The sequence below is a fragment of the Castellaniella sp. genome, from assembly GCF_034675845.1.
Taxonomy (GTDB): Bacteria; Pseudomonadota; Gammaproteobacteria; order Burkholderiales; family Burkholderiaceae_B; genus Castellaniella.
In genome coordinates this window covers 2,108,128-2,132,526 of sequence record NZ_JAUCCU010000001.1, presented here as the reverse complement: position 1 = coordinate 2,132,526, position 24,399 = coordinate 2,108,128, and the positions used below count along the sequence as shown (strand labels likewise).

18 protein-coding genes and 1 tRNA gene are annotated in these 24,399 nt (G+C 58.7%); 4 read left to right on the top strand and 15 right to left on the bottom strand.

The window, feature by feature from the left end; translation table 11 throughout:
• The first annotated feature begins 30 nt into the window (after positions 1-30).
• Positions 31-234 carry a hypothetical protein gene (locus VDP81_RS10270; RefSeq protein WP_323012235.1) on the top strand — a complete coding sequence of 68 codons (204 nt, stop codon included), beginning with the start codon at positions 31-33 and terminating at the stop codon, positions 232-234.
• Positions 235-482: 248 nt separating this feature from the next.
• Here the strand turns inward: VDP81_RS10270 and VDP81_RS10265 are convergent, their stop codons facing one another.
• The gene (locus VDP81_RS10265) at positions 483-1,520 is read right to left on the bottom strand and encodes a DUF5677 domain-containing protein (RefSeq protein ID WP_323012234.1); all 1,038 of its coding nucleotides are present in this window, start codon (positions 1,518-1,520) and stop codon (positions 483-485) included.
• Between the two features lie 421 nt (positions 1,521-1,941).
• Here VDP81_RS10265 and VDP81_RS10260 point away from each other — a divergent pair, with 421 nt between their 5' ends.
• Positions 1,942-2,571 carry a hypothetical protein gene (locus tag VDP81_RS10260; RefSeq protein ID WP_323012233.1) on the top strand — a complete coding sequence of 210 codons (630 nt, stop codon included), beginning with the start codon at positions 1,942-1,944 and terminating at the stop codon, positions 2,569-2,571.
• A gap of 638 nt (positions 2,572-3,209) precedes the next feature.
• Here VDP81_RS10260 and VDP81_RS10255 read toward each other — a convergent pair.
• The 3 genes from VDP81_RS10255 to ispB all read right to left on the bottom strand — a co-directional run bounded on the left by VDP81_RS10255 (position 3,210) and on the right by ispB (position 6,133).
• Positions 3,210-4,799: a tyrosine-type recombinase/integrase gene (locus VDP81_RS10255; RefSeq protein ID WP_323012232.1), complete on the bottom strand. Its 1,590-nt coding sequence runs from the start codon at positions 4,797-4,799 to the stop codon at positions 3,210-3,212.
• A gap of 219 nt (positions 4,800-5,018) precedes the next feature.
• Positions 5,019-5,095: transfer RNA gene (locus VDP81_RS10250), tRNA-Pro, on the bottom strand.
• 72 nt (positions 5,096-5,167) lie between these two features.
• Entirely contained in the window at positions 5,168-6,133 is a 966-nt protein-coding gene (ispB, locus tag VDP81_RS10245) for an octaprenyl diphosphate synthase (protein ID WP_323012231.1), read from the bottom strand.
• Positions 6,134-6,214: 81 nt separating this feature from the next.
• Between ispB and VDP81_RS10240 the strand changes: the two genes are divergently transcribed.
• Together VDP81_RS10240 and VDP81_RS10235 are read left to right on the top strand one after the other, a co-directional pair.
• A complete protein-coding gene (locus VDP81_RS10240; RefSeq protein ID WP_323012230.1) occupies positions 6,215-7,081 on the top strand; it encodes an ATP-binding protein in 867 nt (288 codons plus the stop codon).
• Positions 7,082-7,106: 25 nt separating this feature from the next.
• Positions 7,107-8,102, top strand: coding sequence for a Nudix family hydrolase (locus tag VDP81_RS10235; protein WP_323012229.1), 996 nt, complete (start codon positions 7,107-7,109; stop codon positions 8,100-8,102).
• A 5-nt stretch (positions 8,103-8,107) separates the two neighbouring features.
• On the opposite strand, the gene VDP81_RS10230 is transcribed toward VDP81_RS10235, so the two are convergent.
• From VDP81_RS10230 to VDP81_RS10180, 11 genes are all read right to left on the bottom strand, one after another.
• The gene (locus VDP81_RS10230; RefSeq protein ID WP_323012228.1) at positions 8,108-9,643 is read right to left on the bottom strand and encodes an altronate dehydratase family protein; all 1,536 of its coding nucleotides are present in this window, start codon (positions 9,641-9,643) and stop codon (positions 8,108-8,110) included.
• 39 nt (positions 9,644-9,682) lie between these two features.
• Positions 9,683-10,828, bottom strand: a complete 1,146-nt coding sequence (locus VDP81_RS10225) for a mannitol dehydrogenase family protein (protein ID WP_323012227.1) — start codon at positions 10,826-10,828, stop codon at positions 9,683-9,685.
• A 16-nt stretch (positions 10,829-10,844) separates the two neighbouring features.
• Positions 10,845-12,116, bottom strand: coding sequence for a TRAP transporter large permease (locus tag VDP81_RS10220; RefSeq protein WP_323012226.1), 1,272 nt, complete (start codon positions 12,114-12,116; stop codon positions 10,845-10,847).
• Positions 12,113-12,616, bottom strand: a complete 504-nt coding sequence (locus tag VDP81_RS10215; protein WP_322996210.1) for a TRAP transporter small permease — start codon at positions 12,614-12,616, stop codon at positions 12,113-12,115. Before VDP81_RS10215 ends, VDP81_RS10220 begins: the two co-directional genes overlap by 4 nt.
• A 51-nt stretch (positions 12,617-12,667) precedes the next feature.
• Positions 12,668-13,654: a C4-dicarboxylate TRAP transporter substrate-binding protein gene (locus tag VDP81_RS10210; RefSeq protein WP_322996209.1), complete on the bottom strand. Its 987-nt coding sequence runs from the start codon at positions 13,652-13,654 to the stop codon at positions 12,668-12,670.
• A 74-nt stretch (positions 13,655-13,728) separates the two neighbouring features.
• The gene (locus VDP81_RS10205) at positions 13,729-14,742 is read right to left on the bottom strand and encodes a zinc-binding alcohol dehydrogenase family protein (RefSeq protein WP_322996208.1); all 1,014 of its coding nucleotides are present in this window, start codon (positions 14,740-14,742) and stop codon (positions 13,729-13,731) included.
• Entirely contained in the window at positions 14,723-15,424 is a 702-nt protein-coding gene (locus VDP81_RS10200) for a FadR/GntR family transcriptional regulator (protein WP_322996207.1), read from the bottom strand. Before VDP81_RS10200 ends, VDP81_RS10205 begins: the two co-directional genes overlap by 20 nt.
• A gap of 127 nt (positions 15,425-15,551) precedes the next feature.
• Positions 15,552-17,057: an efflux transporter outer membrane subunit gene (locus tag VDP81_RS10195; RefSeq protein ID WP_323012225.1), complete on the bottom strand. Its 1,506-nt coding sequence runs from the start codon at positions 17,055-17,057 to the stop codon at positions 15,552-15,554.
• The gene (locus VDP81_RS10190; RefSeq protein WP_323012224.1) at positions 17,054-20,152 is read right to left on the bottom strand and encodes an efflux RND transporter permease subunit; all 3,099 of its coding nucleotides are present in this window, start codon (positions 20,150-20,152) and stop codon (positions 17,054-17,056) included. The genes VDP81_RS10195 and VDP81_RS10190 overlap by 4 nt, the downstream gene beginning before the upstream one ends.
• Positions 20,149-23,229, bottom strand: coding sequence for a multidrug efflux RND transporter permease subunit (locus tag VDP81_RS10185; protein WP_323012223.1), 3,081 nt, complete (start codon positions 23,227-23,229; stop codon positions 20,149-20,151). The genes VDP81_RS10190 and VDP81_RS10185 overlap by 4 nt, the downstream gene beginning before the upstream one ends.
• Positions 23,226-24,389, bottom strand: coding sequence for an efflux RND transporter periplasmic adaptor subunit (locus VDP81_RS10180; RefSeq protein WP_323012222.1), 1,164 nt, complete (start codon positions 24,387-24,389; stop codon positions 23,226-23,228). Before VDP81_RS10180 ends, VDP81_RS10185 begins: the two co-directional genes overlap by 4 nt.
• Positions 24,390-24,399 lie beyond the last annotated feature (10 nt).

The window sequence follows — 24,399 nt, the reverse complement described above, 5'->3', positions numbered from 1 at the left end:
GGGGACACATGTTGGTACACGGTTAGACTGATGCTCGACCAAGACCCGGGTCTAGCTAAGGGTGATTTTGTGAAAGTAACAGGAAAGCTGAAAACAGACTTTTATCTGTCACGCGAAGGAAAACCGACCGGGACACTTCTTATTATCGCGTTTGAAGCCAGCAAAATCAGCAAGCCCACACCGCGGGCGGCATCTGAAGAGCAGCCTGAAACAGCAACTGAAGTAAAAAACTAGTTTTTTGATTACATAAATCGGCTACCGCTTACGGTGGCCGATTTTTTGAATAAAACACCTGTTCACGATGGGCGACACGAAGATGAGCCTGGACATCTATATCGCACTCAACTATCACAGGCAGCCCATAGCATATCCAAGCGCTCACGGTAGGAACTCGTTATTTTTCCTTGGCAAGCCTTCGCTGGCTGGGTAAAACTCACGTCCAGGTGACCGCCTCGGGCTGATGGTTGCCGCCGTTGGTGTCCTTAAGAATAATCCCCGTTTTCTTCACGGCTCTTCCGTCTTGCCTGCATTCGTTTACCTTTTATCAGCAACGCGTCCGCTGCCTCTACTGCCTCCTTCTTCATCGACTCGTGCATTTGCCAAAGAATTTCGGACCCGACATCACGAGAGGTATCCGGCGCCAACGCGATTAGAGCATCTGTAGCTTGGCATATCGATAGGCTGGTGCATTGAAACGGTTCAATAAGCCCCTCGTTTGAAGGGCCAGCCAAGAGGATGTCTTCTCCACTCATCGACAGACCGAGCTTGTCGCCAATGCTGTCAATACCGGAATGAACGTTCTTGCTTGCAAAGCCGTAATGAATTCGAAGAAAGTGCAACTTGACGGCTTCTTCAATAGCTCGAAATGTGACTCTTTTAGGATTGGGAAATTTCTCACAGGCCCAGCCATAATCCTTTCTGAAATTTATTCCGTATTTTTGGCAGAGCTCATCGACTTCCGCTTCGTACTTCGCCACCTGCTCGGGAGGTATGCGCTCAAAGTCTAAAAATTCTTGATGGTCGACATAGGTCCTCGCAGCCTTAAGCCTTTCTACCAGCTGATAGTCGGAAAATCGCACAGAAAGCTGTTCGTCCCCCTCTGACAAGAATGAAGCGATGACGGAGGTTTCATGAAGGGAACGCCAACGAGCCATCGCGCCATCCGCGTAGCCCCCCTTCAGCAAATGCGAAATCTCCTTCGCAATATGAATCGCTCGTGCGTGCAATCGAGTCGCAACATTCAGTTGCTTGGGGTTGACGACCTCCCCCCGGCGATACTCCTCATTGATTTCGGAGCTAATTTCAAGAGAACAAACAAGCATGGCATCCAGACGCAACATCGGCGCCTTCCAGGTCTTGAATAGTCTTCGCTGAAAAAATGCGATCTGCCTGTAGTCCTCTTTCAAATACCCAGCCGCCTGCGCATCAAGATCCGCTTTAACGTGCCTGGCGAATAGCTCTACTAGCTGGGGGTGCTCAGTAAACAATTTATATAATAGCTCGCTGGTTTCTTCGCTCATTCTGTTTGATTTGAACGTTCTATCTGCCGATAGAACTGCCTTATAGACGGAAAGCGTGACCTACACGATAACAAAGCGAGAAAAAGCTAGCGTCAACAACTAGGGCTATGTCTGTTTTGGGTCGAACTGTGCCCATCATATTCTGACACACCCTGCCCGGTTAAATAGCAACTTATGCACATAACGGACTCAATTTCTTTACACAGCACTAGCAATTTTGACGTCAAAACCTAACCTGGCAAATGACGGGTCCCAGTCACACGTTACGTTGTTGCTAGCGTTACCCATTTCTGAAGCCCTGCGTCCTTAACCACGTGGTGTACTCACCGCAATCATCGCATCGCCACACCCCACTTTCGAAAGCCTCGCTACACCTACGGTAAGCACTGCTTACAAGGCCAACTCTTTCGAAAGGAAAACCATGAATGCTCAACAGCCATATGAAAACATAGAGCGGCTTCATACGGGCCGCCTGCTCACCCCCCGCGATATGGATACTGTCGGCACAACCCTGACAAAAGTGCCTGACTTCAACGGATACGCGCTGCTGCTTTCTCTTCCTGATGTGCATCTGCGCCACCTGGAACAAGCCAGGAACAAGGTCCCGATACGCTTCACTCTCTATCCCATGCGAACCGGCTATATGCTAGCGGTCGTAACGATCCAAAGCGGTAACTTTCAAGCGCGAGCAGCCATTCCGTTAATTGACGAGCAGTCGCTCGGCTGGCTGGACTGGTGCATTCAGAATAAAACGCTCGCCTGCTTCGTCGATGTGCAAGAAACCAACCAACTGGCACTACTGCAGAGTCCCCACCCTTTTCCCGACGCCAAGGCAATGCGCGCCTTGGTACAGGTACCCGAAGACCTAACAGCTGAAGATGTATTGACCGCGTTGGTGCCTGCAACCCTGGAGCTACTCAAAAATAAAACGCTCTCTTCGTACTTGCCGGGTGAAACGGTCGACGAAGTGCAGCTATTTGTCATCAGTAATGTTTTGGAAGGCCCCGAGTACATCAGAACTATGCAAGACGCCGTAGGACCGATGCATTGACAGCATAAGCTCTTTATTCTCATAGGCCCCTCAATGTTGTGAGGGGCCTACTCGTTGAATGCGACCACCTGGCCGGCACCTACTACGACAACGCCACAAACGCATGTCACGGCCACGAGGCCATGGCGCACCTGCATGGCGTAGTTTCGTCAGCGCACAAAAAGCTGGCCATCCACATCTTGATAGGGGCCACATGAGATTTTGGCGGTTAGACTAAGAAGAACGGCGAAGACGCGATCGCCGCACTTCTGACAAGTCAATTGTGCTTGATTTCAAAGGTTTGTTAATGTCGCGCACGTCGAGAACAAATCGTGACACTTCTCTAAATCCGTTGCTTCGCTTGCGAGCGCGATACGCCGCTTGACGAGCAGCATTATCAGAGTTCTAAAAAGTTATGACTCTTCATATAGCAAAGACAATTTATATTTTTATAACGGCGTTACAAAGCCGTTCAATTTCGTAACTCCATGACGAATTGAATTTCGTAACTCCGAGACAAAATGGGTCAGTAACGTAACGCCGTTATGAATTAGTGTCCTAGTTTCGTAACTCGTAACAACAAAAAATGCGCACCATCGACGCAAACTTAACAACGGATAAGGGGCACCAGCGCTGGTCTACTAGCCCCCTCTTTCGTTTTAGGCCGCGGCGCGCTGCTCCTTCTCTTCAACCACAACGGCACTCCGCGACAAGCCAGCCATATCCAACTTAACCTCTTTAGGCTCTCTTACGGCAACAGCTTGAATCGACTCTTGAATAAGGTCACCCATTTTTAAGCCTTTACCACTCGGCAAACGTATCCGCCCGCGGTGAATCGTCTTCTGGGCGCTATCTTCCTCGTGCTCTTGGGCGAAAACCTCATCCAATCGGGCGGCTAGCTTTCTAACGCACAGGTGTGAATATCGAAGCAGCATCCGTACGTCCTTGTGGCCGCTGATCGCCTGCAGGTCAATCAGCGAAAATTTTCCAGTTTCCGCAATTGCGCTGATCGCTTCGTGTCTCAAGTCATGGACATGCAGATCCTTGATTGCCGCGCCCTTGAGCATCCGTTGCCACGCGTTCTTTAATGTGTCGACCGAAACGTTAAATACGTTATCACCCGTTCGGGGTAAATCTCCAAGCATATCTACGACCTCACGCCGAAGAGGGACAGTTCGCGGGCGGCCATTTTTCGTCATGGGAAAGTATGCAGATCGTCCTTCCAAATCAACGTGCTCCCATTTCAGCGCAAGGGCTTCCCCCCGACGTGCGGCCGTACACAGCAGGAAAACAATGAGCGTTTCCAACGTTGACACGGGGTCACACTCCTTTTCCGCCCGTACCTGAAACTGCGCACGTAACACTTTGGTGCGCACCTTACGTTCTGCAGCCGTTAAGGCACCGAACGACTCCCCTTTGCGCACCTGCCCCATCATCTCATCCACAAAACTCGAATAGCACCGTCTCTTGTCTTCGTCACAGGCCGCCAACAACAACCGTCGCCATTCGTCCACCTTGAGTCTACGGTCACGCTCATTGAAATACTTGGGTCGACGTATTTTCTTCATGGCATTCTCCGTGACGGCATAACCCCAAACGTTGATTGCGACAGAAAACACAGCGGAGATACTATCCAGTTCCCGGTCTATCGTGGAGGGCATAAGGCCTTCATCCTGACGCACTTGAATGTAATCCTCGATATCCTCCGCAGTTACGTCGGCAAACGGCTTTTGCATCCAGGGATGGTCGGGCGTTAACTTCTTTGGCAAATCTTGGAGAGCAACATCCAGTTCTTTCGCCAGTTTCCGACGTTCACGGACATTAAAGTTTCCAGTACCCTCGCGAAGAAATTTGTTGAACCGATATTTCTCCACGGTTTCCCACGGCACAGGGCGTTTTGGACCTTCCTGCAAAATGTAGCGTTCCAGCAGTTGAACAAAGGATATTTTGCGACTCTTGAGAAAGGTCGTTGCCTTTCCTTCTCGATGCTCGCTCTCCACCTTCTGAATGAAATGCTCAGCCTCGGCCATGGACTCAAACTGCCCCTCCTCTGCGGGAAAGCCCTTATTACGAATTCGAACCAGAATCTTATTCTCAAGCTGTGCAACTCTGGGCTTTAAGCCTTGAGAACGCAGACTTTTGCAATATTCACGGGCGGCCTGCTTGGCGGTGCAGGGAAACTCCTTATACAGATCCTCGCGGTGCTTAACAGTGACGGTGTAACGGCTACGATTAAGAATGGTGGCCATGGCGGACTCCTAATTAGAAAAGGAACCCCCTGTAGCTCGCTGTTTTATTCGTTCGAAAAGTTTTTGCTCAAAATACAAAAACTCCTACGCTCAACCGAAAGCCGTGGATTTGTCACCGTTTTGTCACCGATGGCAAATCCACGTCCAAAAACAAAAAAGCGCACGACCGTTGTCGTGCGCCTAAGCCCTTGTAATAACAAGGTTTTAAACCATTTCGTTTGGTCGGGGTGACATGATTCGAACATGCGACTCCTACGTCCCGAACGTAGTACTCTACCAGGCTGAGCTACACCCCGACGGGGATGCTTAAAGAAGCACTAAAAAACCGTGCTTCTGACGGGAATCTTGCAGCAGGACTGCAAAATCATTTAACGGTCACGCTCGACCGCGAAAGCACAGAATTTTAGCAGAGTTTCGCGATAAACGGAATCAGGGAAGGCCTCAAGAGCCTGACGTGCCGTGTCTGCCTCTGCCAGCGCAGCCTGGCGGGTGTAATCCAGGGCATCCGTGGCATGGATGGCTCGCGCCACGGCCTCGAAATCGGCATCCCCGGTTTCAATCGCATGACGGATCAAATCGCGCTGGGCGGGGGTGCCGGTTTCCAGCACCCGGATCAACGGCAGCGTGGGTTTGCCCTCGCGCAGGTCATCACCCACGTTTTTACCCAGGGTGTGGACGTCGCCGCTGTAATCCAGCACATCGTCGATCAGCTGAAACGCCGTGCCGACATGGCGACCATAGGCCGCCGCAGCGGACTCCTGGGCGGGCGCGGCTCCGGAAATGATCGCGCCCACCTGGGCGGCGGCTTCGAAGAGCTTGGCGGTTTTGTAACGCACCACCTGCAGATAGCGGTCCAGCGAGACATCGGGATCATGCACATTCAGCAGTTGCAGAACCTCGCCTTCGGCAATCACCGTGGTGGCCGCCGACAGCACCGCCATGGCGGCCATGGAATCGGATTCGACCATCATCTCGAAAGATCGGGAATATAGGTAATCGCCCACCAGCACGCTGGCGGCATTGCCGAATACCGCATTGGCGGTATCGCGCCCGCGACGCATATCGGACTCATCGACGACATCATCGTGCAGCAAGGTGGCTGTGTGGATGAATTCGACCACCGCTGCCAGGCGATGGTGATTGTCGCCCCGGTACCCCAGGGCACCGGCCACCAGCAGCACCATGGCGGGGCGCATGCGCTTGCCGCCTGCGCCGACAATGTAGTCGCCGATGGTGCGGATCAGGACGACTTCGGAATCCAGGCGCGTGCGGATCACGGCATCGACCGCCTGCATATCGGACACAATAGGGGCGAAAAGTTCGGAGAAGTTCAAAGCGGACCCGGCTACTGGTGGGTGCGGCACTTGCCGCAAAGACCCAGATTATACTTTCCGGATCACAATCAGGAGAACTGTGTGTCCAACACCGAATTGCAGGGACTGATTCAGCGAGCGGTGGGCGTGCTGGCCCAGCTCGAAGCCTGGCTGCCCCCCGCCCCGCCCGCCATCGACTGGAGCGCCCACGCCTACCGCTGGCAGCGCCGCGGGGCGCGCGGCTGGCTGGACGCGGTCCATCGCATTGCCCCCATCCAGCTGGACGATCTGCAACACGTTGAACAGCAAAAATCCACCCTGGAACGCAATACCCTGGCTTTTTTGCAGGGCAAGCCCGCCAATAACGTCCTGATGACCGGGGCACGCGGCACGGGCAAAAGCTCTCTGGTGCGCGCCTTGCTGGGTACCTATGCCAGCCAGGGGCTGCGTCTGATCGAGATCGACAAATCGGACCTGGGCGATCTGGACCAGATCATCGATCTCATTGTCGATCGCCCGGAACGCTACATTGTGTTCTGCGATGATCTGTCCTTCGAGGAAGGCGAGGCGGGCTACAAGGCCCTGAAATCCGCCCTGGATGGTTCAGTGGCGGCACCCGGCGATAATCTGCTGATCTACGCCACCTCGAACCGGCGCCATCTGATGCCGGAATATATGCACGAAAACCTGCAAGCCCAGCACCAGCCCGATGGCGAAATCCATCCCGGCGAAACCGTCGAAGAAAAAATCTCGCTGTCCGAGCGCTTTGGCCTATGGCTGTCGTTTTACCCCTTTGCCCAGACAGACTACCTGGATATCGTCAATCACTGGCTGGCCTTCCATGGCTGCCGCCCTGAAGACATCCAGGCATCGCGCCCCGAGGCCCTGCAATGGGCGCTGTCGCGGGGTTCGCGCTCAGGCCGGGTCGCCCGGCAGTTTGCCCGTGACTGGGCCGCCCGCCACCTCTGATCCAACTTATGACTGCTGATTGACCATGACTGCACCCAAACCCTATATACGCGTCGCCGCCGGCCTGATCCTGGACCCCAGAGGCCGACTATTGTTGGGCCAACGCCCGGACGGCAAGGCCTGGCCGGGGTGGTGGGAATTCCCGGGCGGCAAGATCGAGACCGGCGAAACCGTCGAGCAAGCCCTGGTGCGCGAACTGGACGAAGAATTAGGCATCCACGCCACCCAGGTCTATCCCTGGGTAGTGCATGTGCACGAATACCCGAAGTCCATCGTGGAACTGGCTTTTTGCCAGGTGACCGCCTGGGACGGCGAACCCCATGGCCGTGAAAACCAGGCCCTGGACTGGGTCGATCCCTGGGACATCAGCCTGGACGAGTCCGAGCACCCCATTGCGCCAGGAGGCGGCTCTTTGCTGCCTGCGGCCACCCCGCCACTGCGCTGGCTGCGCCTGCCCACCCACTACCGGATCAGCCATATCGGCAGCCCGGACCAGACTGCGGATTGGCTAGCGCAATTACGTCTGCAACTGCTGGATGGGCTGCGCCTGGTGCAGTTTCGCGAACCTGACTGGACTGGCGATACGGATAGCCTGCAGCAGGCATTCCAGGACACCCTGGCGCTATGCCGCCAGCATGGGGCGCGCTGCCTGATCAACAGTGCCCACCCCCAAGCCTGGTGGTGCCAGGCCGATGGCGTCCAGCTGCGCGCCGCCGATGCGGCCCTCATCCTGCAGCAGGACACCCGCCCACCCGGCTGGCTGGGGGTGTCTGCCCACAATCAGCAAGATATCGATTGTGCTCGTCAACTGCAGGCGGATTTTGTCGTCCTGGGCCATGCCCAACCCACCGCCAGCCACCCGGATATTCCGGCCCTGGGCTGGGATCGATTCCGTCAATTGGCCAATATGGCCGGGCGGCCTGTATTCGCCATCGGCGGACAATCTGCCGACACCCTGGATATTGCCCGGCGCCACGGCGCGCACGGCATAGCCGCCATCCGGGGAAAACTACTGGCCTGACTCGATTACATCACTGCGCCCAACTGCCAGGGCAGGAATTCGTTATCGCCCAGGCCGTTTTCCTCGCTCTTGGTCCGCAGGCCGGATGCCGTCTGGATCATTAACTCTAGAATCGCTGCCCCGGCCTGTTCGATGGACTGCGTCCCATCGACGATGGTGCCACAATTAAAGTCCATGTCCAGTTCCATGTGCCGAAACATGGCTGTATTGGTCGCAAGCTTTAAAGACGGAGTAGGTTTACAACCATAGGTGGACCCGCGCCCTGTGGTAAAGCAGATCAGATTGGCGCCGCCCGCCACCTGTCCGGTGGCGGAAACCGGGTCATAACCCGGCGTATCCATGAATACCAGACCTTGCTGCTGCACCGTCTGAGCGTATTCGTATACAGCCATCACGCCACTGGAACCGCCTTTGGCCACCGCCCCCAGCGACTTCTCCAGAATCGTGGTAATGCCGCCTTCCTTATTGCCGGGCGAGGGATTATTGTCCAGATCCCCCCCATGCGAGGCGGTATAACTTTCCCACCACTGCAGGCGCTGCATGAGTTTGTCGGCAACCGCAGGGGACGCCGCACGCGAGGTCAACAGATGTTCTGCGCCATAGATTTCCGGCGTTTCAGACAAAATCGCCGTCCCGCCCAACCGGACCAGGGCATCCGCCGCCGCGCCCAGGGCGGGATTGGCGCTGATCCCCGAATAACCATCGGACCCCCCACACTGCAGCCCCACCAACAGATGAGACAATGGTACGGGTTGGCGCTGCATTTGATTGGCCTGCGCCAGCATGGCCATGATCAATTCCTTGCCCTTGGCAATGGTGTCTCGCGTCCCCCCCACATCCTGGATCGTCAGCGTGGCCACCATGCCTGGGTCACGGGCATCCAGATTCTCGACCAACGGCGCGATCTGATTGACCTCGCAGCCCAGGCCAATCAATAACACCCCGGCAAAATTGGGGTGATTTGCATAGCCGCGCAAAGTGCGTTGCAACAGCACCAGGCCTTCGCCATCACCGCTCATGCCACAGCCGCTGCCATGCGTAATGGCCACTACGCCATCGACATTGGGAAATTGCTGCATCACGGTGGCGTTCAAGCCATCGGCAATATGGCGGCAGACCGTTGCCGAGCAATTGACACTGGATACCACCCCAATGTAGTTTCGGGTGCCCACCCGGCCGCTGGGGCGCACATAACCATCAAAGGTGCGGGATTCAACGGCAGGCACTGTAGCTTGGTAGGCCTGCCCCACCGCATGCTGCTGATGGGAGGTCGACATGCCGAGATTTTGGGTGTGCACATGCGCGCCCGGTAAAATATCAGCCGTGGCCACGCCGATGGGCTGGCCATATTTCAGCACGGTCTCGCCCGTCGCCACCGGCACGACGGCAAACTTGTGCCCTGCCGGAATATCAGCCAGCAGCGTGACCGTCACCTCGCCCAACACCAAGACCTGTCCCGCAGACAGCGCAAAGCGGGCAACGGCCACATGGTCATTCGGGGCCAGGCGAATCGCCTGAATCGGAGTAGAAGTAGAAGACATGACAGCTCGTATAAAAGCGGCGGCCAGGGGCCGTCAGGATTAGGACAGCAAACCGTGCAAGCGGGATTGCGACAGCGACAGGCCTAGGGCCTGCGCCGCCGCCAAAACCGGCGCGACGCGGCGCTGAATTTTGTCAGCATGGTTTTGCGCAATATCCGCCAGACGGTGACGCAAGAACGGGTTCAGAAAACGCTCACGCACATCGTCCACATAGCGCTCGGCTTCCAGGCGCGTGGCTGTGCCCATAGCGCCGAACACCGGCAGAATTTCTTCTGCCCAGACAGCTTCCAGACGAGCCCTCAAGGCGGCGTCTTCCATGGCTTGGAGCACAGTCTCGTCGGCTGGCCTTTGATCACGCAGCCAGCAATCCGCCAGGTATGTGTGGGCCGCATTCAGTAAAAAAAGCTTGAGCCTTTCGTAATGGTCCAGGTCATCCGTGACCACCATGGCCGGGTGGCTGCAGGGCAGAATCAAGCCGTGCTGGGCCTGGATGGCCCACAAGGCGTAGGGCTCGGTCACGGCGCCCACAGGATCAATGGCCTCGGAGACGATGCGATCGACCAGGGAATTGGCCCAGATGCAATGATCCGCCAACCATTGAACAAAAGCCGCCGGCAAATGCCAGTCTTGCGCCAATTGGCTGACCACCCCATGCAGGGCTTCGCCATTGCGCTCGATCAGTTCACAGGGTAAAAGGCTGATGGAGGACTGTGGACTGAGCTGCCAACGGCCATGCAATAAGACCAGCAGCTTGGCGGGATAGCTGAACGGGGCCGCTGCATCATCCGCCAAGGCCGCCGCACTATCGCGGGCATCGCACAGATAGCCCTGATCTGCCGTATTGGACAGGATCACCTGCACTGAACCGTTGGCCACCCCCGTGCGCAAGGCACGCCAATCAGCGGGGTTCGCTGTCTGCAGGGCTTCGCGCACGGCCATGCATTGCACGGTTTCCTGGACTGGCAGCCCATTTTTCAGTCCCCGGACAATCACCGGATAGCCCTGGCCCGCCGCCAAGGCCGCCACCCGGGCGGCGCTGACGGGGTTATCGGTGGTCTGGACCAGCGTGACCCCCCCCAGGGCCTCTGTGGCGCCCGCCCGACCTGCCAATGCATCCGAAATGAACAAGCCGGCATGCGCCAGCAAAAATCGGCTGGTCCCGAACTGAACAATAGCTTGTGTCATGCATCCATCCGAAAAATCAGGTCAAAATCAGGGAAATGGCGGGCATATAAGTCACGAAAGCCAGTGCAACCAGCAAGGCCAGCAATAGTGGCAAGGCCTCGCGGATGAAGTCATTAATGCGCACATCGGTGATATTGCTGACCAGCAGCATCACCGTACCCACTGGCGGGGTCAAAGTTCCAATCGACAGGTTCAGAATCATCACCAGGCCGAAATGCACTGGATCAATCCCCAACTGCATGACCACGGGCTTGAACAACGGCACCAGGACAATGATCAGGGCCGTCCCCTCGATGAACATGCCCAGCACCAGCAACAGAATATTGATCAGCGTCAGGAAGACATACTTGTTGTCCGTCAGGCTGGTCACCCAGTTGGCAATCGCCACCCCTGCGTGTTCCAGCGAAAAAATCCAGGCCAGGGCTGAACTGGCCATGATGACCAGCATCACTGCCGCCGTCGAGCGCGCCGTCTCGACCAGGGCCGAAGTCACATGGTCGATCCGCATTTCCCGGTAAATCACAAAACCGATGAAGGTCACCAGCAACACTGCCGCTGCACCCGCCTCGGTGGGCGTGAAGATATTGGCGCGTATCCCGCCGATCACGCCAACCAGCACCAGCACGGCCGGCCATGCCTGAACCAGGGCCGAGCCGTATTCGCGCGGTTTGGGCCAGGCTTTCAAAGCAGGCTGATAGCCGCGCTTGAGAGAGACGAGCCAGATCGCGATCATCAGGAATGCCGCGCACAGTAGCCCCGGCAAGATGCCCGCCATGAACATGCGTCCGATGGACACATCAGCCACCATGCCGTAAATAATCAAGGCAATGCCGGGCGGGATGATCGGGGTGACGAGCGACCCACAGCCGGTCACCGCAGCGGCAAAAGCACGGTTATAGCCGGCGCGTTCCATTTCAGGCACCATCATGCGGGCCAACATGGCCGCATCGGCCAGATTAGACGCACTGACCCCGCCCATCAGGGTGCTCATCATGACGTTAGCCATGGCCAGACCGCCACGCAAGCGCCCGACCAGCAGGCCGGCCAGACGCAAGATCCGTTCGGCCACCCCGGTATGGGACAATAAGGTGCCGAGCAAAATGAAAAACGGAATCGCCAGCAGCGAATTATTCTGCGTGGGTGCCACCAGACGCTGCACCGCAATGGCCATCGGCACATTGCTGAAGAAAATGAAATAAATAATGATGGCCGAAAACATGGCCAGATAAATCCGCATGTTCAGCAGCATAAGCGCGAACATAATGGGCAGAATCCACATCCAGGTCATGATTTTTGCGCCTCTTTAGAGCCCAGCAAGGCGCACAGATGACGGCGTATCTGTGGCACAGTGAACACAGCAGTCAGGATCGCGCCAACCGGCACGGCGATATACATCCAATACCAGGACACTTTCAAAATCTGGGTCAGGCGGAACTGCACAGAACCCGACAGCATGTAGCCCAGCCACCCCATGTAAAGCAGCAGGCCCACCGATGCGACACACATCAGCAGATTGACCAGGGCGGACACACGAATCGGCAGGGTGTCCGTGATAAAAGAAATGGTCAGATTGGTTTCCTGTCGTTCGGCTGCGGCCATGCCGATGAAAACAATCCAGACCATCAACAAGCCCGACATTTCTTCGGTCCAATGCCAGGGGGCATTGAAAAAATAGCGCATGATGACGCTGCCGATCGTGATGAGCACCAACACAAACAGGATGAGGCCAGACAGAAATGAGGCCAGTTTTTCCAGTATCTTCATGGGCGGTTCCGGGAGGGCAGTCATGTCATGCACCGGCGGACAGAGAGCCTGTCCACCGGCACATTGCAGAGAAAATTACTTCAGCTGTTCTTGAATGGTTTCATACAGATTGGGCGACCACTCGGGGAACTGCCCATAGACTTGCAACGCCTTTTCGCGGAATGGCGCCACATCCGGATAGATGACCTCTACCCCGGCTGCCTTCATCTGCTCGATCAGACGTTCGTCTTCTTGCATCGCGACTTTCTGGCTATACAAGCCCGCCTCGTAGCCCGTTTCATGAATCATCTTGACGACGGCCGGGTCCAGCGTGCTGAAGAAGGCCTCGCCCCCCACCCAGACCGATGTGTTGGTGATGTAGCTGATCATGGACAGGTATTTGGCCTGTTCATGCAGTTTCTGTCCATACAGCACCGAGATCGGGTTTTCCACCCCATCGATCATGCCCTGCGTCAGCGCCGGGTACACATCGCCCAACGGCATCGGCGTGGGACTGGCGCCCATGGCTTCGAAGGTCTTGATCTGCATGACGTTGCTGGGCACGCGCACCTTCATGCCTTTCAGATCGTCGGGTGTCAAGACGGGTTTTTTGGCCAAGAGCTGACGCACACCGTACAGGTAGTTGGTCATGACCAGATGCACGCCCTTTTTCTTCAGGGCTTCTTCCTTGGACTTGAACCAGTCGCTCTCGTAGATCTTGAACAGCTTGTCCGGATCGCTGCTGAGATAAGGCCCGAACAGCACGCCAAGATCGGGCTCGTAATCGGCCAGGAACGCGACGTCACTGAGCGTGATGACGTTCATGCCCATCATGGCTTGTTCCATGACGTCATTTTTCGCACCCAGCTGAGAGCTGGGATAGAGTTCCAGCAGAATCTGACCCTGGCTGCGGTCCTTGAGCAGGTCCGCCCAATGATGCATCACCTTGTCCAGCGGCTCGCCGGGGTGATTCTCATAGGCGACCTTCAGGGTGACGGGGTCTTGTGCAAATGCGGGGGAGGTCAGGCCGATGGCAAGAGTGCCAACCGCCAAAATGCTTTTGACCAGAGAGGACAGCTTCATGTGTGTCTCCAACAGAGTTGTCGATGTGGTGGAAAAAGAGCAATGCACCAGCCCGATACCGGCCTGGATTTTCATCAGCACTCGATCATGACCTTGAGCGTATGGGCGCGTTCGGCAGCCCAGTACGGCAATGCCTGATCCGCCTGATTCAGCGGAAATACCTTGCTGATCAAAGCGTCGATATTGTCCTGATGCTCCAGAAACTGGATCACGGCGTCGAAATCCGCCATCGTGGCGTTGCGCGACCCCATGATGTCCAGCTCCTTGAGATTGAAATACTGGGTCTGATAGGACACGGGCTGTTTGGCATAGCCCACATACACCACCCGCCCGGCAAAGCACGCCAGGTCGATGGCCTGCGTGAAGGTTTGCGGCAAGCCCACGGCCTCAATCACCACATCGGCGCCTTCGCCATCGGTCAGGGCCAGGATTTGCGCCTGTACATCCGCCGCAGAGGCATCCACGGCATGGGCGGCGCCAAATGTCAGCGCCAGTGCGGTCTTATCGGCACTCGTGTCCAGCGCAATCACCTGACCGCCATAATGCGCAGCGCCCGCCACCGCCCCCATGCCGATCATGCCGCAGCCGATGACGACTACCTTGTCCCCAGGGCCGACACGCCCCCGGACAGCCGCATGAAAGCCCACGGACAGAGGCTCGACCAAAGCCAGATGACGGGCTTCCAAAGTATGGTTAAGGATCAGTTTTTCGTAGGGCAGGCTGACGTATTCGGCCAAGCCGCCTTCTTGCTGGACGCCCAGCGTGCGATTGGAACGGCAGGCATTGACGCGCCCTTTGCGGCAGGACGAGCACTGGCCGCAACTGGTGTAGGGCATCACGATGACGCGTTTGCCGGGCGCATAATCGGCTGGCACACCGGTGCCGACCTGCGCGACTTCGCCGCCGATCTCATGGCCGGGCACACGCGGCAGGCTGACCAGTGGATTCAAACCTTTGTAGGTATTCAGATCGCTGCCGCACAGGCCCACATGCCGCACACGCACCAGGACTTCGCCTGCTGCCGGGGCCGGTTGGGGAATATCACGCAAGGCGCTGACGCCTTCGGATTCAATTTGTAGTGCTTTCATCTGTTTCACCAATAAAGGGGTGTTCTCGGGTACGCACGGCATCGCTATGCTGAAAATGGCCCTGCACGGCGGCCTGCATGGCAGGCAGCGAACGAGCACGCAAGGCGTCCACAATGGCGCGATGCTGTGCGCTGGCCTTGACGTTATGGTCAGCGTTGGATTTGCCGATTTCCAGGTAATAGATCAGGGTTTCAGCCATGATCTTGTAGAGTTGCTGCAGCACATGGTTATCCGAGGCAAAAACCATGGCGGCATGGAAGTCGTGATCAGCCTGGGCGGCCTCGCGCACTGTACGAGCACGATCCATGCGCTCGATGGCGGCCTCCATGGCCTGAATATCGGCTTCTTTGGCATGGGCAATGACATCCGACAGCACGCCATGCTCGACGATGCAGCGAAAGCTCAGGACATCCTGGGCGGTTTTGCTGGATGGCCCAAAGGCATCGCTGAAGATATGGAACATCGGCTCGAAGCTAGGCTCGCGAACGCGGGCGCCGCGCTGGGTTTTTTCCACCAGTTGATACGCCTCCAGAAAAATCATGGCTTCGCGCACCGTGTTGCGGCTGACATCAAAGCGTTCAGCCAGCTCGCGTTCTTTGGGCAAAATATCGCCCGGAGAATATTGCGACTGGATTTCCTTTTTCAGGATGTCGAGCACATATTGGACGGCAGAAGTTCTCATCGGCAGGAAGAATCCAGGTTTTTGATAGTTTGGTCCAACAATTGGACCAAACTATGCGTAGAATATTACTTAGATTCAATCAAGTCAATATATTAGTGTTTACCCTAGGACTTGATGCCGAAATCGTTTATTCGATCTCGGGGCTGGCGGCGCCCTGCGTGCCCCCGCCCAGCGCCGCCATCAAGCGCACCGTCGCAGTCAGCCGCTGGGATTGCAGATCCAGGGCGTTTTGCTCGGCCGACAGGGCGCTGGTCTGAGCCTGCACTACGTTCAGATAATCCACCAGGCCGGCCAGATACTGGTTATTGGTCTGCCGCAGTGTTTCACGGGCAGCCGCCAGCGCCTGGTCCTGAGCGGCCTGTTCATCCACCAAGGCCTGCGACTGGACCAAGGCATCCTCGACCTCGCGCAGGGCTTCCAGCACGGTTTTACGATAGGCAGCCGCCTGGGCATCGTAGTCGGCGCGGGCGGCATCCACCGCTGCGCTGCGGGCACCGCCATCGAACAGACTCAGCGCCAGACTGGGGCCCAATGTCCAGAAACGCGCGGGCGCCATAATCCAGGAGGCGAATTCACCCGCCCGAAAACCGCCCTGGGCGCTGAGGGTCAGGTCAGGAAACCAGGCCGCCTGGGCCACCCCGATCCTGGCATTGGCCTGGGCCACCCGGCGTTCGGCGGCGGCCACATCGGGACGCTGCTGCAGCAGCGCCGAGGGCACCCCAGTCGGCACATCGGGCACAGACGGCAAAGCCGCATCCATCGGCATCTGGAAACCGGCGGGCACCAAGCCCAGCAAAATCGCCAGCGCATGCACCTGCTGCTCGCGCTGCCATGTCAACCGGATGCGCTGCACCCGGGCTTGATCCAACTGCGCAGAAGCCGCAGCCACATCAGCCGATGAAGCCACACCTGCCTGGTAACGATTGCGCGTGACCTGCAAGGCCCGCTCATATTCGTCCAGTGTGCGGCCCAAGAGAATATCCTGCTGCTGACTGGCACGCACGGCAAAGTACGTCTGCGCCAGAGTGGACTGCAGGCTCAAGCGCATCGCGGCCAGATCCGCCTGGCTGGCCTGGGCACCAGCCTGGGCAGCCTCGATATCGCGGCGTACCCGGCCCCATAAATCGACCTCCCAACTGACCGTTGCCGACAGCGAGTAATTGGTGGCCGGATTATTCGCGCTGGAGATGCCCTGCCCTGCCCGCGCCCCGGACAGACCTGCATCCAACGAGGGAAACAGATTGGACCTGGCGCTGCCCAAGGCAGCCTGCGCCTGACGATACTGCGCCTCAGCCTGAGCCAGATCCGGATTAGCCAGTGGCATGCGAACCATCAGGCCATCCAGCCCTAGATCATCGAACAAGCGCCACCACTGCAGCGGCAAGGCACTGTCCACCGGCTGGGCCGGCTGCCATTGCCCATCCGGCGCGTGGGCATAGGCGGCCCCGACGTCCTGCGTCGGCGGCTGGTAATCCGGGCCGACGGCGCAAGCAGTCAGCATCAAGCCCAGCACGCCCAGACCGACCAGGCGCAGACTGCGCAACCCGCCCAGCCTGCGCTTGAGCAGCACCGAACACGCAGGGGCATCTAATGAAATGGCAGGCACTGGAAGTCTCTCGAAGGGCAGGTTCATGTGGTCACCACGACGTGCTGGCGATCCCGTGCGCGACGGCCACGCAGGCGATCCAGGCTGAGATATACCACTGGGGTGGTATACAGCGTCAATATCTGGCTAACCAGCAAACCACCCAGAATCGTCAGCCCCAGGGGCTGGCGCATTTCAACCCCGGCCCCTGTCGCCAACAGCAGCGGCAAGGCGCCCAACATGGCGGATAAAGTCGTCATCAGAATGGGACGCAACCGTGCCAGACAGGCCCGATAAATGGCTTCTCGCGGGTCCAGACCCTCGCGGCGCTGCGCCTGCAGGGCAAAATCCACCATCATGATGGCATTTTTCTTGACGATGCCGATCAGCAAAAAAACCCCGATCAGCGCAATCAAGGTGAATTCCATGTCAAACAAACGCAAGGCCAGCAAGGCTCCGATGCCTGCGGATGGCAAGGTCGACAGAATCGTGATCGGATGGATGGAGCTCTCGTAGAGCATGCCCAGCACCAGATACATGGCCACCAGGGCCGCCAGCAGCATCCACGGCTGCTGAGCCACCGAATCCCGCATCATGCTGGAACTATCATCCAGACCGGACTGCAGTTCGCGGCTGGGCAGGCTGATGCGGGCCACCGCCTGGTCAATGGCCGCCAGCGCCTGCTCCAGGGACACCCCCGGTGCCAGACCAAATGAAATCGAATCCGCAGCCAGCAGGCCGTCGTGATTGACCGAACGTGGTGCCGTGCCCTCGGTGATGCGCGTAAAAGCAGTCAACGGCACCCGGTCGCCCTGGGCATTGATGACCTGCAAAGCCTGCAGGGAATGCAGGTCCTGCGCGTACTGCGGCTGCACCCCCATCACCACATGATATTGGTTCAGCGTGCCATACAGCACCGCTACCTGACGCTGGCTGAAAGCGTTGTTCAATACCCCGGCCAGGTCCGCCATCTGGACCCCTAGTTGACGCGCCGCATCGCGATCCACTTCCAGCTCTACCCGTCGTCCCTTGTCCTCGACATCCTCATCCACATCGACCAGTTCCGGCAAGGCGGCCAAAGCCTGACGGACCTGGGGCATCCAGGCGTTCAGCAAGGCCAGATCGCTGCCCATCAACTGATAGGAATACGAACCCGCACGCGAGGAATGGCCCACAAAAATATCCTGCTGCGGCACCAGAAACATGCGGGCCCCCGGCACGTGCTCAAAGCGCGGACGCAGGCGATTGACGACTTCAATCGCACTGGCGCTGCGGGCATCCAGCGGTTTGAGTTGAATCTGGATAAAGCTGGAATTGCTGCCGCCGCGCCCCCCGGCATACGCCGTGACCGTATCCACCGCCGGATCCGCCAGCAAGACCCGGCGAAAATCATTCAGGCGCTGCTGGGTTTCCTCGAATGACGTCCCGGTATCCACCCGAAAAAACCCCATCAACTGGCCCGTATCCTGTTGGGGGAAAAATCCTTTGGGCACAGAAACATACAGATAGACGTTCAGGCCGATGGTGGCCAACAGCAATAGCAAGACGATTTTCGAGTGATCCAGCGCCCAACTCAAAGACTGCTGATAGGCCTGCAGGCAGACCTGGCCCAGACGCTGCGACATGCGCGCCAGACCATTGCGCCGCACAGCCTGATCCGGCGGCACGACCCGCAGCAGCCGGGCCGCCATGACGGGCGTCAGGGTGACGGAAATCAGGAGCGACACGCCAATCGCGGCAGACAGGGTGACGGCGAACTCCTCGAATAGCCGCCCCACCAGGCCGCCCACCAGCCACAAGGGGATGAAGACCGCCACCAGCGAGACGCTCATGGCCACCACAGTGAAGCCGACTTCGGTCACCCCGCGCAAAGCGGCCCGCGCTGGCCGCATGCCGCGTTCGATGTGGCGCATGATGTTCTCCAGCACCACGATGGCATCGTCCACCACAAAGCCGGTCGCCACGATCAGCGCCATCAATGAAATGCTGTTCAGGCTGAAATTGAACCACCACATCAGGCTGAAGGTACTGATGAGCGACGCCGGCACGGCAATCGCCGGGATCAGGGCCGCGCGCCAGTTTCCCAGAAACGCAAATACCACGGCCACCACCAGCAACACCGACAAGACCAGGGTCAGCTCGGCTTCATACAAGGAGGCGCGAATACTGGGGGTACGATCCTGAGCGATGGTCAGTTGCACCTGCGCAGGCAGCAAGGCCTGCAGCCTGGGCAGCAAGTCGCGTACCGCATCGACGGTCTCGATGATATTCGCATCGGTCTGGCGCCGGACAATCAACAGGACTGCCGACTGATCGTTGAAATACCCAACCTGGTTGGTGTCCTCGACCGAATCCTGGATGTCCGCCACATCGCTCAGACGAATCGGACGACCGTCCTTCCAGGCGACGATCAGCGGCGCGTAATCAGCGGCCTTGCGCAACTGGCCACCGCTACGGATCTGCCACTGTTGCGCATCCAGCCGCACCAGCCCCCCGGGCCGCAGGGAATTCACATCCTGCAATACCTGGCGCACCCGGTCCAGCGGCACGCCCATGGATTCCAGCGCACGGGGATTGAGCAAAACCCGCACCGCCGGCAGCGAACTGCCGCCTATGGTCACCTGCCCCACCCCGCTGATCTGCGCAAGTTTCTGGGCCAGTACAGTAGAAGCCAGATCATAGAGTTCGCCCCGAGTCGCGGTCGGCGAAGTCAGCGCCAAGGTCATGATGGGCGATGATGAAGAATTGACCTTGCGATAGACCGGGTTGCCCCGCATGCCGGAAGGCAGCATGGGCCGGGCCACATTGATGGCGGCCTGCACATCCCGTGCCGCGCTATTGATATCGCGGTCCAGGTCGAACATCAAAGAGACTTCGGTCTGCCCTTCGCTGCTGCGGGAACTCATGCTGCTGACCCCGGCAATCGACCCCAGGGATTGTTCCAGCGGCATGGCCACGCTGGAGGCCATGGTTTCCGGACTGGCACCCGGCAGCGATGCCGAGACGGAAATCATGGGGAAATCCACCTGCGGCAACGGCGCCACCGGCAAAAATCGCAGCGCCAGCACACCCACCAGCACCATGGCCAGACACAGCAGAGAGGTGCCCACTGGCCGACGCAGAAACAGGGCAAAGAATCTCATGGCACAGCAGCACGCCGATGCGCCAGGCGTTCAAAAAACAAGTAGATCACGGGCGTGGTAAACAGCGTCAGCAGTTGGCTGCACAGCAGCCCGCCCACCAGCGCCAGGCCCAGTGGCTGACGCAGTTCTGCGCCCGACCCACTGGCCAGCATCAGCGGAATTGCGCTGAAAAACGCCGCCAGCGTGGTCATCAGAATCGGTCGAAACCGCAGCAGGGCGGCCTCGTGGATGGCCGCCTGCGGCCCCAGCCCGCGTTCACGCTGGGCATCCAGGGCAAAGTCGATCATCAGGATGGCATTTTTCTTCACGATGCCGATCAGGAGAATGATGCCGATCACCCCGATCATATCGAGTTCGACCCCGCCCAGCCACAAAGCCAGCAAGGCCCCGATGGCGGCTGACGGCAAGGTAGACAAGATCGTCACCGGATGGATCAGGCTCTCGTAGAGCACCCCCAGGACGATATACATGGTGACCACCGCCGCCAGCAGCAGCCACAACGTACTGGACAAGGAGGCCTGAAACGCCTGAGCCGCACCCTGGAAACGGATATCCACGGCATCGGGCACCCCCAGCGCCATCCGGACCGACTCAATCGCCTGCACGGCATCAGACAAGGCGGCCCCTGGGGCCAGATTGAACGACACGGTGCTGGCCGGAAACTGGCCCAGGCGTTGCACGGCCAGCGGACCTACCCCTGGCACCAATTGCGCCACTGTCGCCAACGGCGTCACACCGCCATTCGCCAACGGCACGTAGAGATCGGCCAAGGCCTGCGGGCCGCCGTCCAATAGGGCTGCGTCGGCTTCCAGCACGACCCGGTATTGAGCCGACTGGGTGTAAATCGTGGAAATCAGGCGCTGGCCAAAGGCATCGTACAGGGCATCGTCAATGGCGGACTGCGTCACCCCCAGTCGGGCTGCCGCATCCCGATCCACCTGCACCGCCAGAGTCAGGCCACGATCCTGCAGGTCTCCCGCCACCTCCTGCACGGAAGGCAAGTCCTGCATGGCCTGCACCAGGCGCGGCACCCAAAGGCTCAAGGTTTCCCCATCCAGGCTGGACACCGTCATCTGAAACTGGGCCCGGCTGATCTGATCCTCGACCGAGAGTTCCTGCACTGGCTGCAGCCAGGCCTGCAAGCCAACAATATCCTGTAGGTCCTGACCCAGGCGCTCGATCACCCGATCGGCCCGCAGGTCCCGATCCGCCAGCGGTTTGAGGGTAATCTGCAAGCGGCCTGTATTCAGGGTGGTGTTATCACCGTCGATCCCGATAAAGGACGTCACGGACGCCACCGCCGGATCGGCCAGAATCCGATCCACGGCGGTTTGTTGCAAACGGGACATGACCGCAAACGAAGCCGTCTGCGGCCCCTGGGTAATCGCCTGGATGGCCCCGGTATCCTGCTGGGGGAAAAAGCCCTTGGGAATGCCGGCATACAAGCCGGCCGTCACCGCCAGCGTCCCCACGGCAAACCACAAGGTCGCCCCCTGATGTGCCAGCACCCAGTGCAGGCCACGATCATACTGGCGCACCAGCGCATCCAGTTGGTGTCCGGCCCACTGCATGGCTCGGCCATGCGGCGACTCTTCGGACTCCGGACGCAGCATGCGGGCGCACATCATGGGCGTCAGCGTCAGGGAAATCAACAGAGACAGCAGAATTGCCACGGCCAGGGTCACGGCGAATTCCCGAAACAACCGGCCCACTACATCGGCCATGAACAGCAGCGGAATCAGCACGGCAATCAGAGAGACCGTCAAGGACACCAGCGTAAAGCCGATCTGGCGCGCCCCACGCAAAGATGCCGTCATGGGGTGTTCGCCTTCCTCGATGTGGCGGGCGATATTCTCGATCATGACAATGGCATCATCCACCACAAAGCCCGTGGCAATGGTCAGGGCCATCAAGGTCAGATTATTGATGCTGAAGCCCAGCAGAAACATCAGGCCAAACGTCCCCACCAAAGACAAGGGCACCACAATGCTCGGAATCAGGGTAGCGCGCCACGTGCGCAAGAACACAAACGTGACGGCCACCACCAGGGCAATCGCCAGCAGCATCTCGATCTGCACATGGTCTACCGAATCCCGGATCGTGTGCGTACGGTCGGCTGCGACCTGCAAGTCCACGCCCACCGGCAGGGTCTGGCGCAATCCCGGCAGCAAGGCCTCGACCTCATCGACGACCTGAATCACATTGGCCCCGGGCTGACGCTGGATATTCAGCAACACGGCGGGCGTGCGGTCAAACCAGGCGGCCTGATACAGGTCCTCGGCAGCCCGGCTGACCTGGGCCACATCGCGCAGACGCAGCGGTGCGCCGTTCTCATAGGCCAGAATCAGGTTTTCGTAATCGGCGGTTTCCTTCAGTTGGTCGTTGACGCTAATGGTCATGGAACGCTGCGGGCCGTCCAGATTGCCCTTGGGCTGATTGACATTGGCCTGCACCACCGCCTGGCGCACCTGCGCCATGGCCAGTCCGTGGGCTGCCAACGCCTGGGAATCCACCTGAATACGCACGGCCGGCCGCTGGCCGCCGGCCACGCTGACCAAGCCCACCCCATTGATCTGCGAAAGCTTTTGCGCCACCCGCACCTCGATCAGATCGCGCACCTGATCCAACGGCATGGTGGGCGAGGTCACCGCCAAGGTCATGACCGGCGCGTCGGCGGGGTTGACCTTGCGATAAATGGGCGGCGAAGGCATATCGCCCGGCAACAGATTCGAGGCCGCATTGATTGCCGCCTGGACTTCCTGTTCGGCCACATCCAGCGACAGCCCCAGATCAAAGCGCAAGGTAATGCGCGATGAGCCCCCGGAACTGGTGGACAACATCTGCGCCAGGCCCGGCATCTGGCCGAACTGGCGTTCGAGCGGCGAAGTGACCAGCGCCGTCATGACATCCGGCCCTGCGCCCGGATACAGCGTGGTCACCTGAATCGTGGGGAAATCCACCTGCGGCAGGGCCGACACGGGTAACTCACGGTAAGCCAGCAAACCCGCCAAGGCCAGGGCGATCATGGCCAGAGTCGTGGCAATGGGCCGCAGAATAAAGGGGCGGGACAGGTTCACGCAGCGGGTTCCACGATTTCCACCAGACCACCATCCCGCAGCCGGTCCGTACCCTCGAGCACCACCACATCACCGGCCTGCAGGCCGGATTCGATCACAACCTGATGTCCATCATCCACCCCCGTGACGACGGCGACGCGTTGGGCTTTTTTGTCGGCATCCACGCGATAAACGTATTCGCCGCTGGCGCCGCGCTGCACCGCCCGCAAGGGCAACACCAGGCCGGACTCCAACCCCAGACGCAAGCGCACCTGCACAAATTGATTGGGAAACAGGCGTTCGTCCGGATTATCAAAGCGGGACTTCAACTGCACCGTGCCGGTGGCCACATCGATCTGATTATCCACCGCCAGCAGGCTTCCGGTTTCCAGCACCGCCCCCCCAGCCTGAGCCAACAGCTGCGTCTGCAGGGCTGGCGCCACCTGACGCGCCTGTGACAGCAATGGCAAGGCCGTCTGCGGCACCGAGAACACCACATCGATGGGCTGGTTCTGGGTCAATACCACCAGCCCCTCGGTATCCGAGGCATGCACCATATTGCCCACGTCGATCTTGCGCATGCCCAGATGGCCATCCAGAGGCGCTTCGATCCGGGTGTAGCCCAGCTGCAGGCGGGCATTATCAACCGCCGCTTGATCGATCTGCGCCTGACCTTCGAGTTCGCGTACCTGGGCCCGCGCCGTGTCCAACTGCTGACGCGCCACGGAATCCTGTTTGAACAAGGTTTCATAGCGGGCCAGATCCTGGCGCGCATTGGCCAGCTGCGCAGCATGCTGCCGCTGCTGGCCGGTGGCCTGCTCTAGCTGGATTTGAAATGGCCGAGGGTCAATTTCCGCCAGCAGATCCCCTGCCCGAACCGCCTGACCGTCGACGAAATGCAGGGCTTGCAAGGGACCATCCACCCGGGAACGAATCACCACGGTCGCAGGAGAGGTCACCGTGCCCAAGGCGCGCAAGCTGCGATCCACCTGCCCCGACGCTGCCGTGACCACCGCAACCGGCGTAGATTGACCCGGCATGCCGCGAAAACCCCGACCAGGCGGCTGGCCCGGCGCACGTGGCCACAACAGCCATACCGCCAACCCGATAAACACACAGAGTGTGGCCCATACCCACATCCGTCGGCGCACGCTGACAGGCGGCGGCGTGGAATTCTTCATGACGGAAAAC

Excerpts from the sequence above, each read along its gene's own strand:
- VDP81_RS10260 (WP_323012233.1), top strand. The coding sequence starts at position 1,942 with ATGAATGCTCAACAGCCATATGAAAACATAGAGCGGCTTCATACGGGC.
- VDP81_RS10200 (WP_322996207.1), bottom strand. The coding sequence starts at position 15,424 with ATGAGAACTTCTGCCGTCCAATATGTGCTCGACATCCTGAAAAAGGAA.
- VDP81_RS10230 (WP_323012228.1), bottom strand. The coding sequence starts at position 9,643 with ATGTCTTCTACTTCTACTCCGATTCAGGCGATTCGCCTGGCCCCGAAT.
- VDP81_RS10215 (WP_322996210.1), bottom strand. The coding sequence starts at position 12,616 with ATGACTGCCCTCCCGGAACCGCCCATGAAGATACTGGAAAAACTGGCC.
- VDP81_RS10210 (WP_322996209.1), bottom strand. The coding sequence starts at position 13,654 with ATGAAGCTGTCCTCTCTGGTCAAAAGCATTTTGGCGGTTGGCACTCTT.
- VDP81_RS10235 (WP_323012229.1), top strand. The coding sequence starts at position 7,107 with ATGACTGCACCCAAACCCTATATACGCGTCGCCGCCGGCCTGATCCTG.
- VDP81_RS10265 (WP_323012234.1), bottom strand. The coding sequence starts at position 1,520 with ATGAGCGAAGAAACCAGCGAGCTATTATATAAATTGTTTACTGAGCAC.
- VDP81_RS10255 (WP_323012232.1), bottom strand. The coding sequence starts at position 4,799 with ATGGCCACCATTCTTAATCGTAGCCGTTACACCGTCACTGTTAAGCAC.
- VDP81_RS10190 (WP_323012224.1), bottom strand. The coding sequence starts at position 20,152 with ATGAGATTCTTTGCCCTGTTTCTGCGTCGGCCAGTGGGCACCTCTCTG.
- VDP81_RS10270 (WP_323012235.1), top strand. The coding sequence starts at position 31 with ATGCTCGACCAAGACCCGGGTCTAGCTAAGGGTGATTTTGTGAAAGTA.
- VDP81_RS10205 (WP_322996208.1), bottom strand. The coding sequence starts at position 14,742 with ATGAAAGCACTACAAATTGAATCCGAAGGCGTCAGCGCCTTGCGTGAT.
- VDP81_RS10225 (WP_323012227.1), bottom strand. The coding sequence starts at position 10,828 with ATGACACAAGCTATTGTTCAGTTCGGGACCAGCCGATTTTTGCTGGCG.
- VDP81_RS10220 (WP_323012226.1), bottom strand. The coding sequence starts at position 12,116 with ATGACCTGGATGTGGATTCTGCCCATTATGTTCGCGCTTATGCTGCTG.
- VDP81_RS10195 (WP_323012225.1), bottom strand. The coding sequence starts at position 17,057 with ATGAACCTGCCCTTCGAGAGACTTCCAGTGCCTGCCATTTCATTAGAT.
- VDP81_RS10180 (WP_323012222.1), bottom strand. The coding sequence starts at position 24,389 with ATGAAGAATTCCACGCCGCCGCCTGTCAGCGTGCGCCGACGGATGTGG.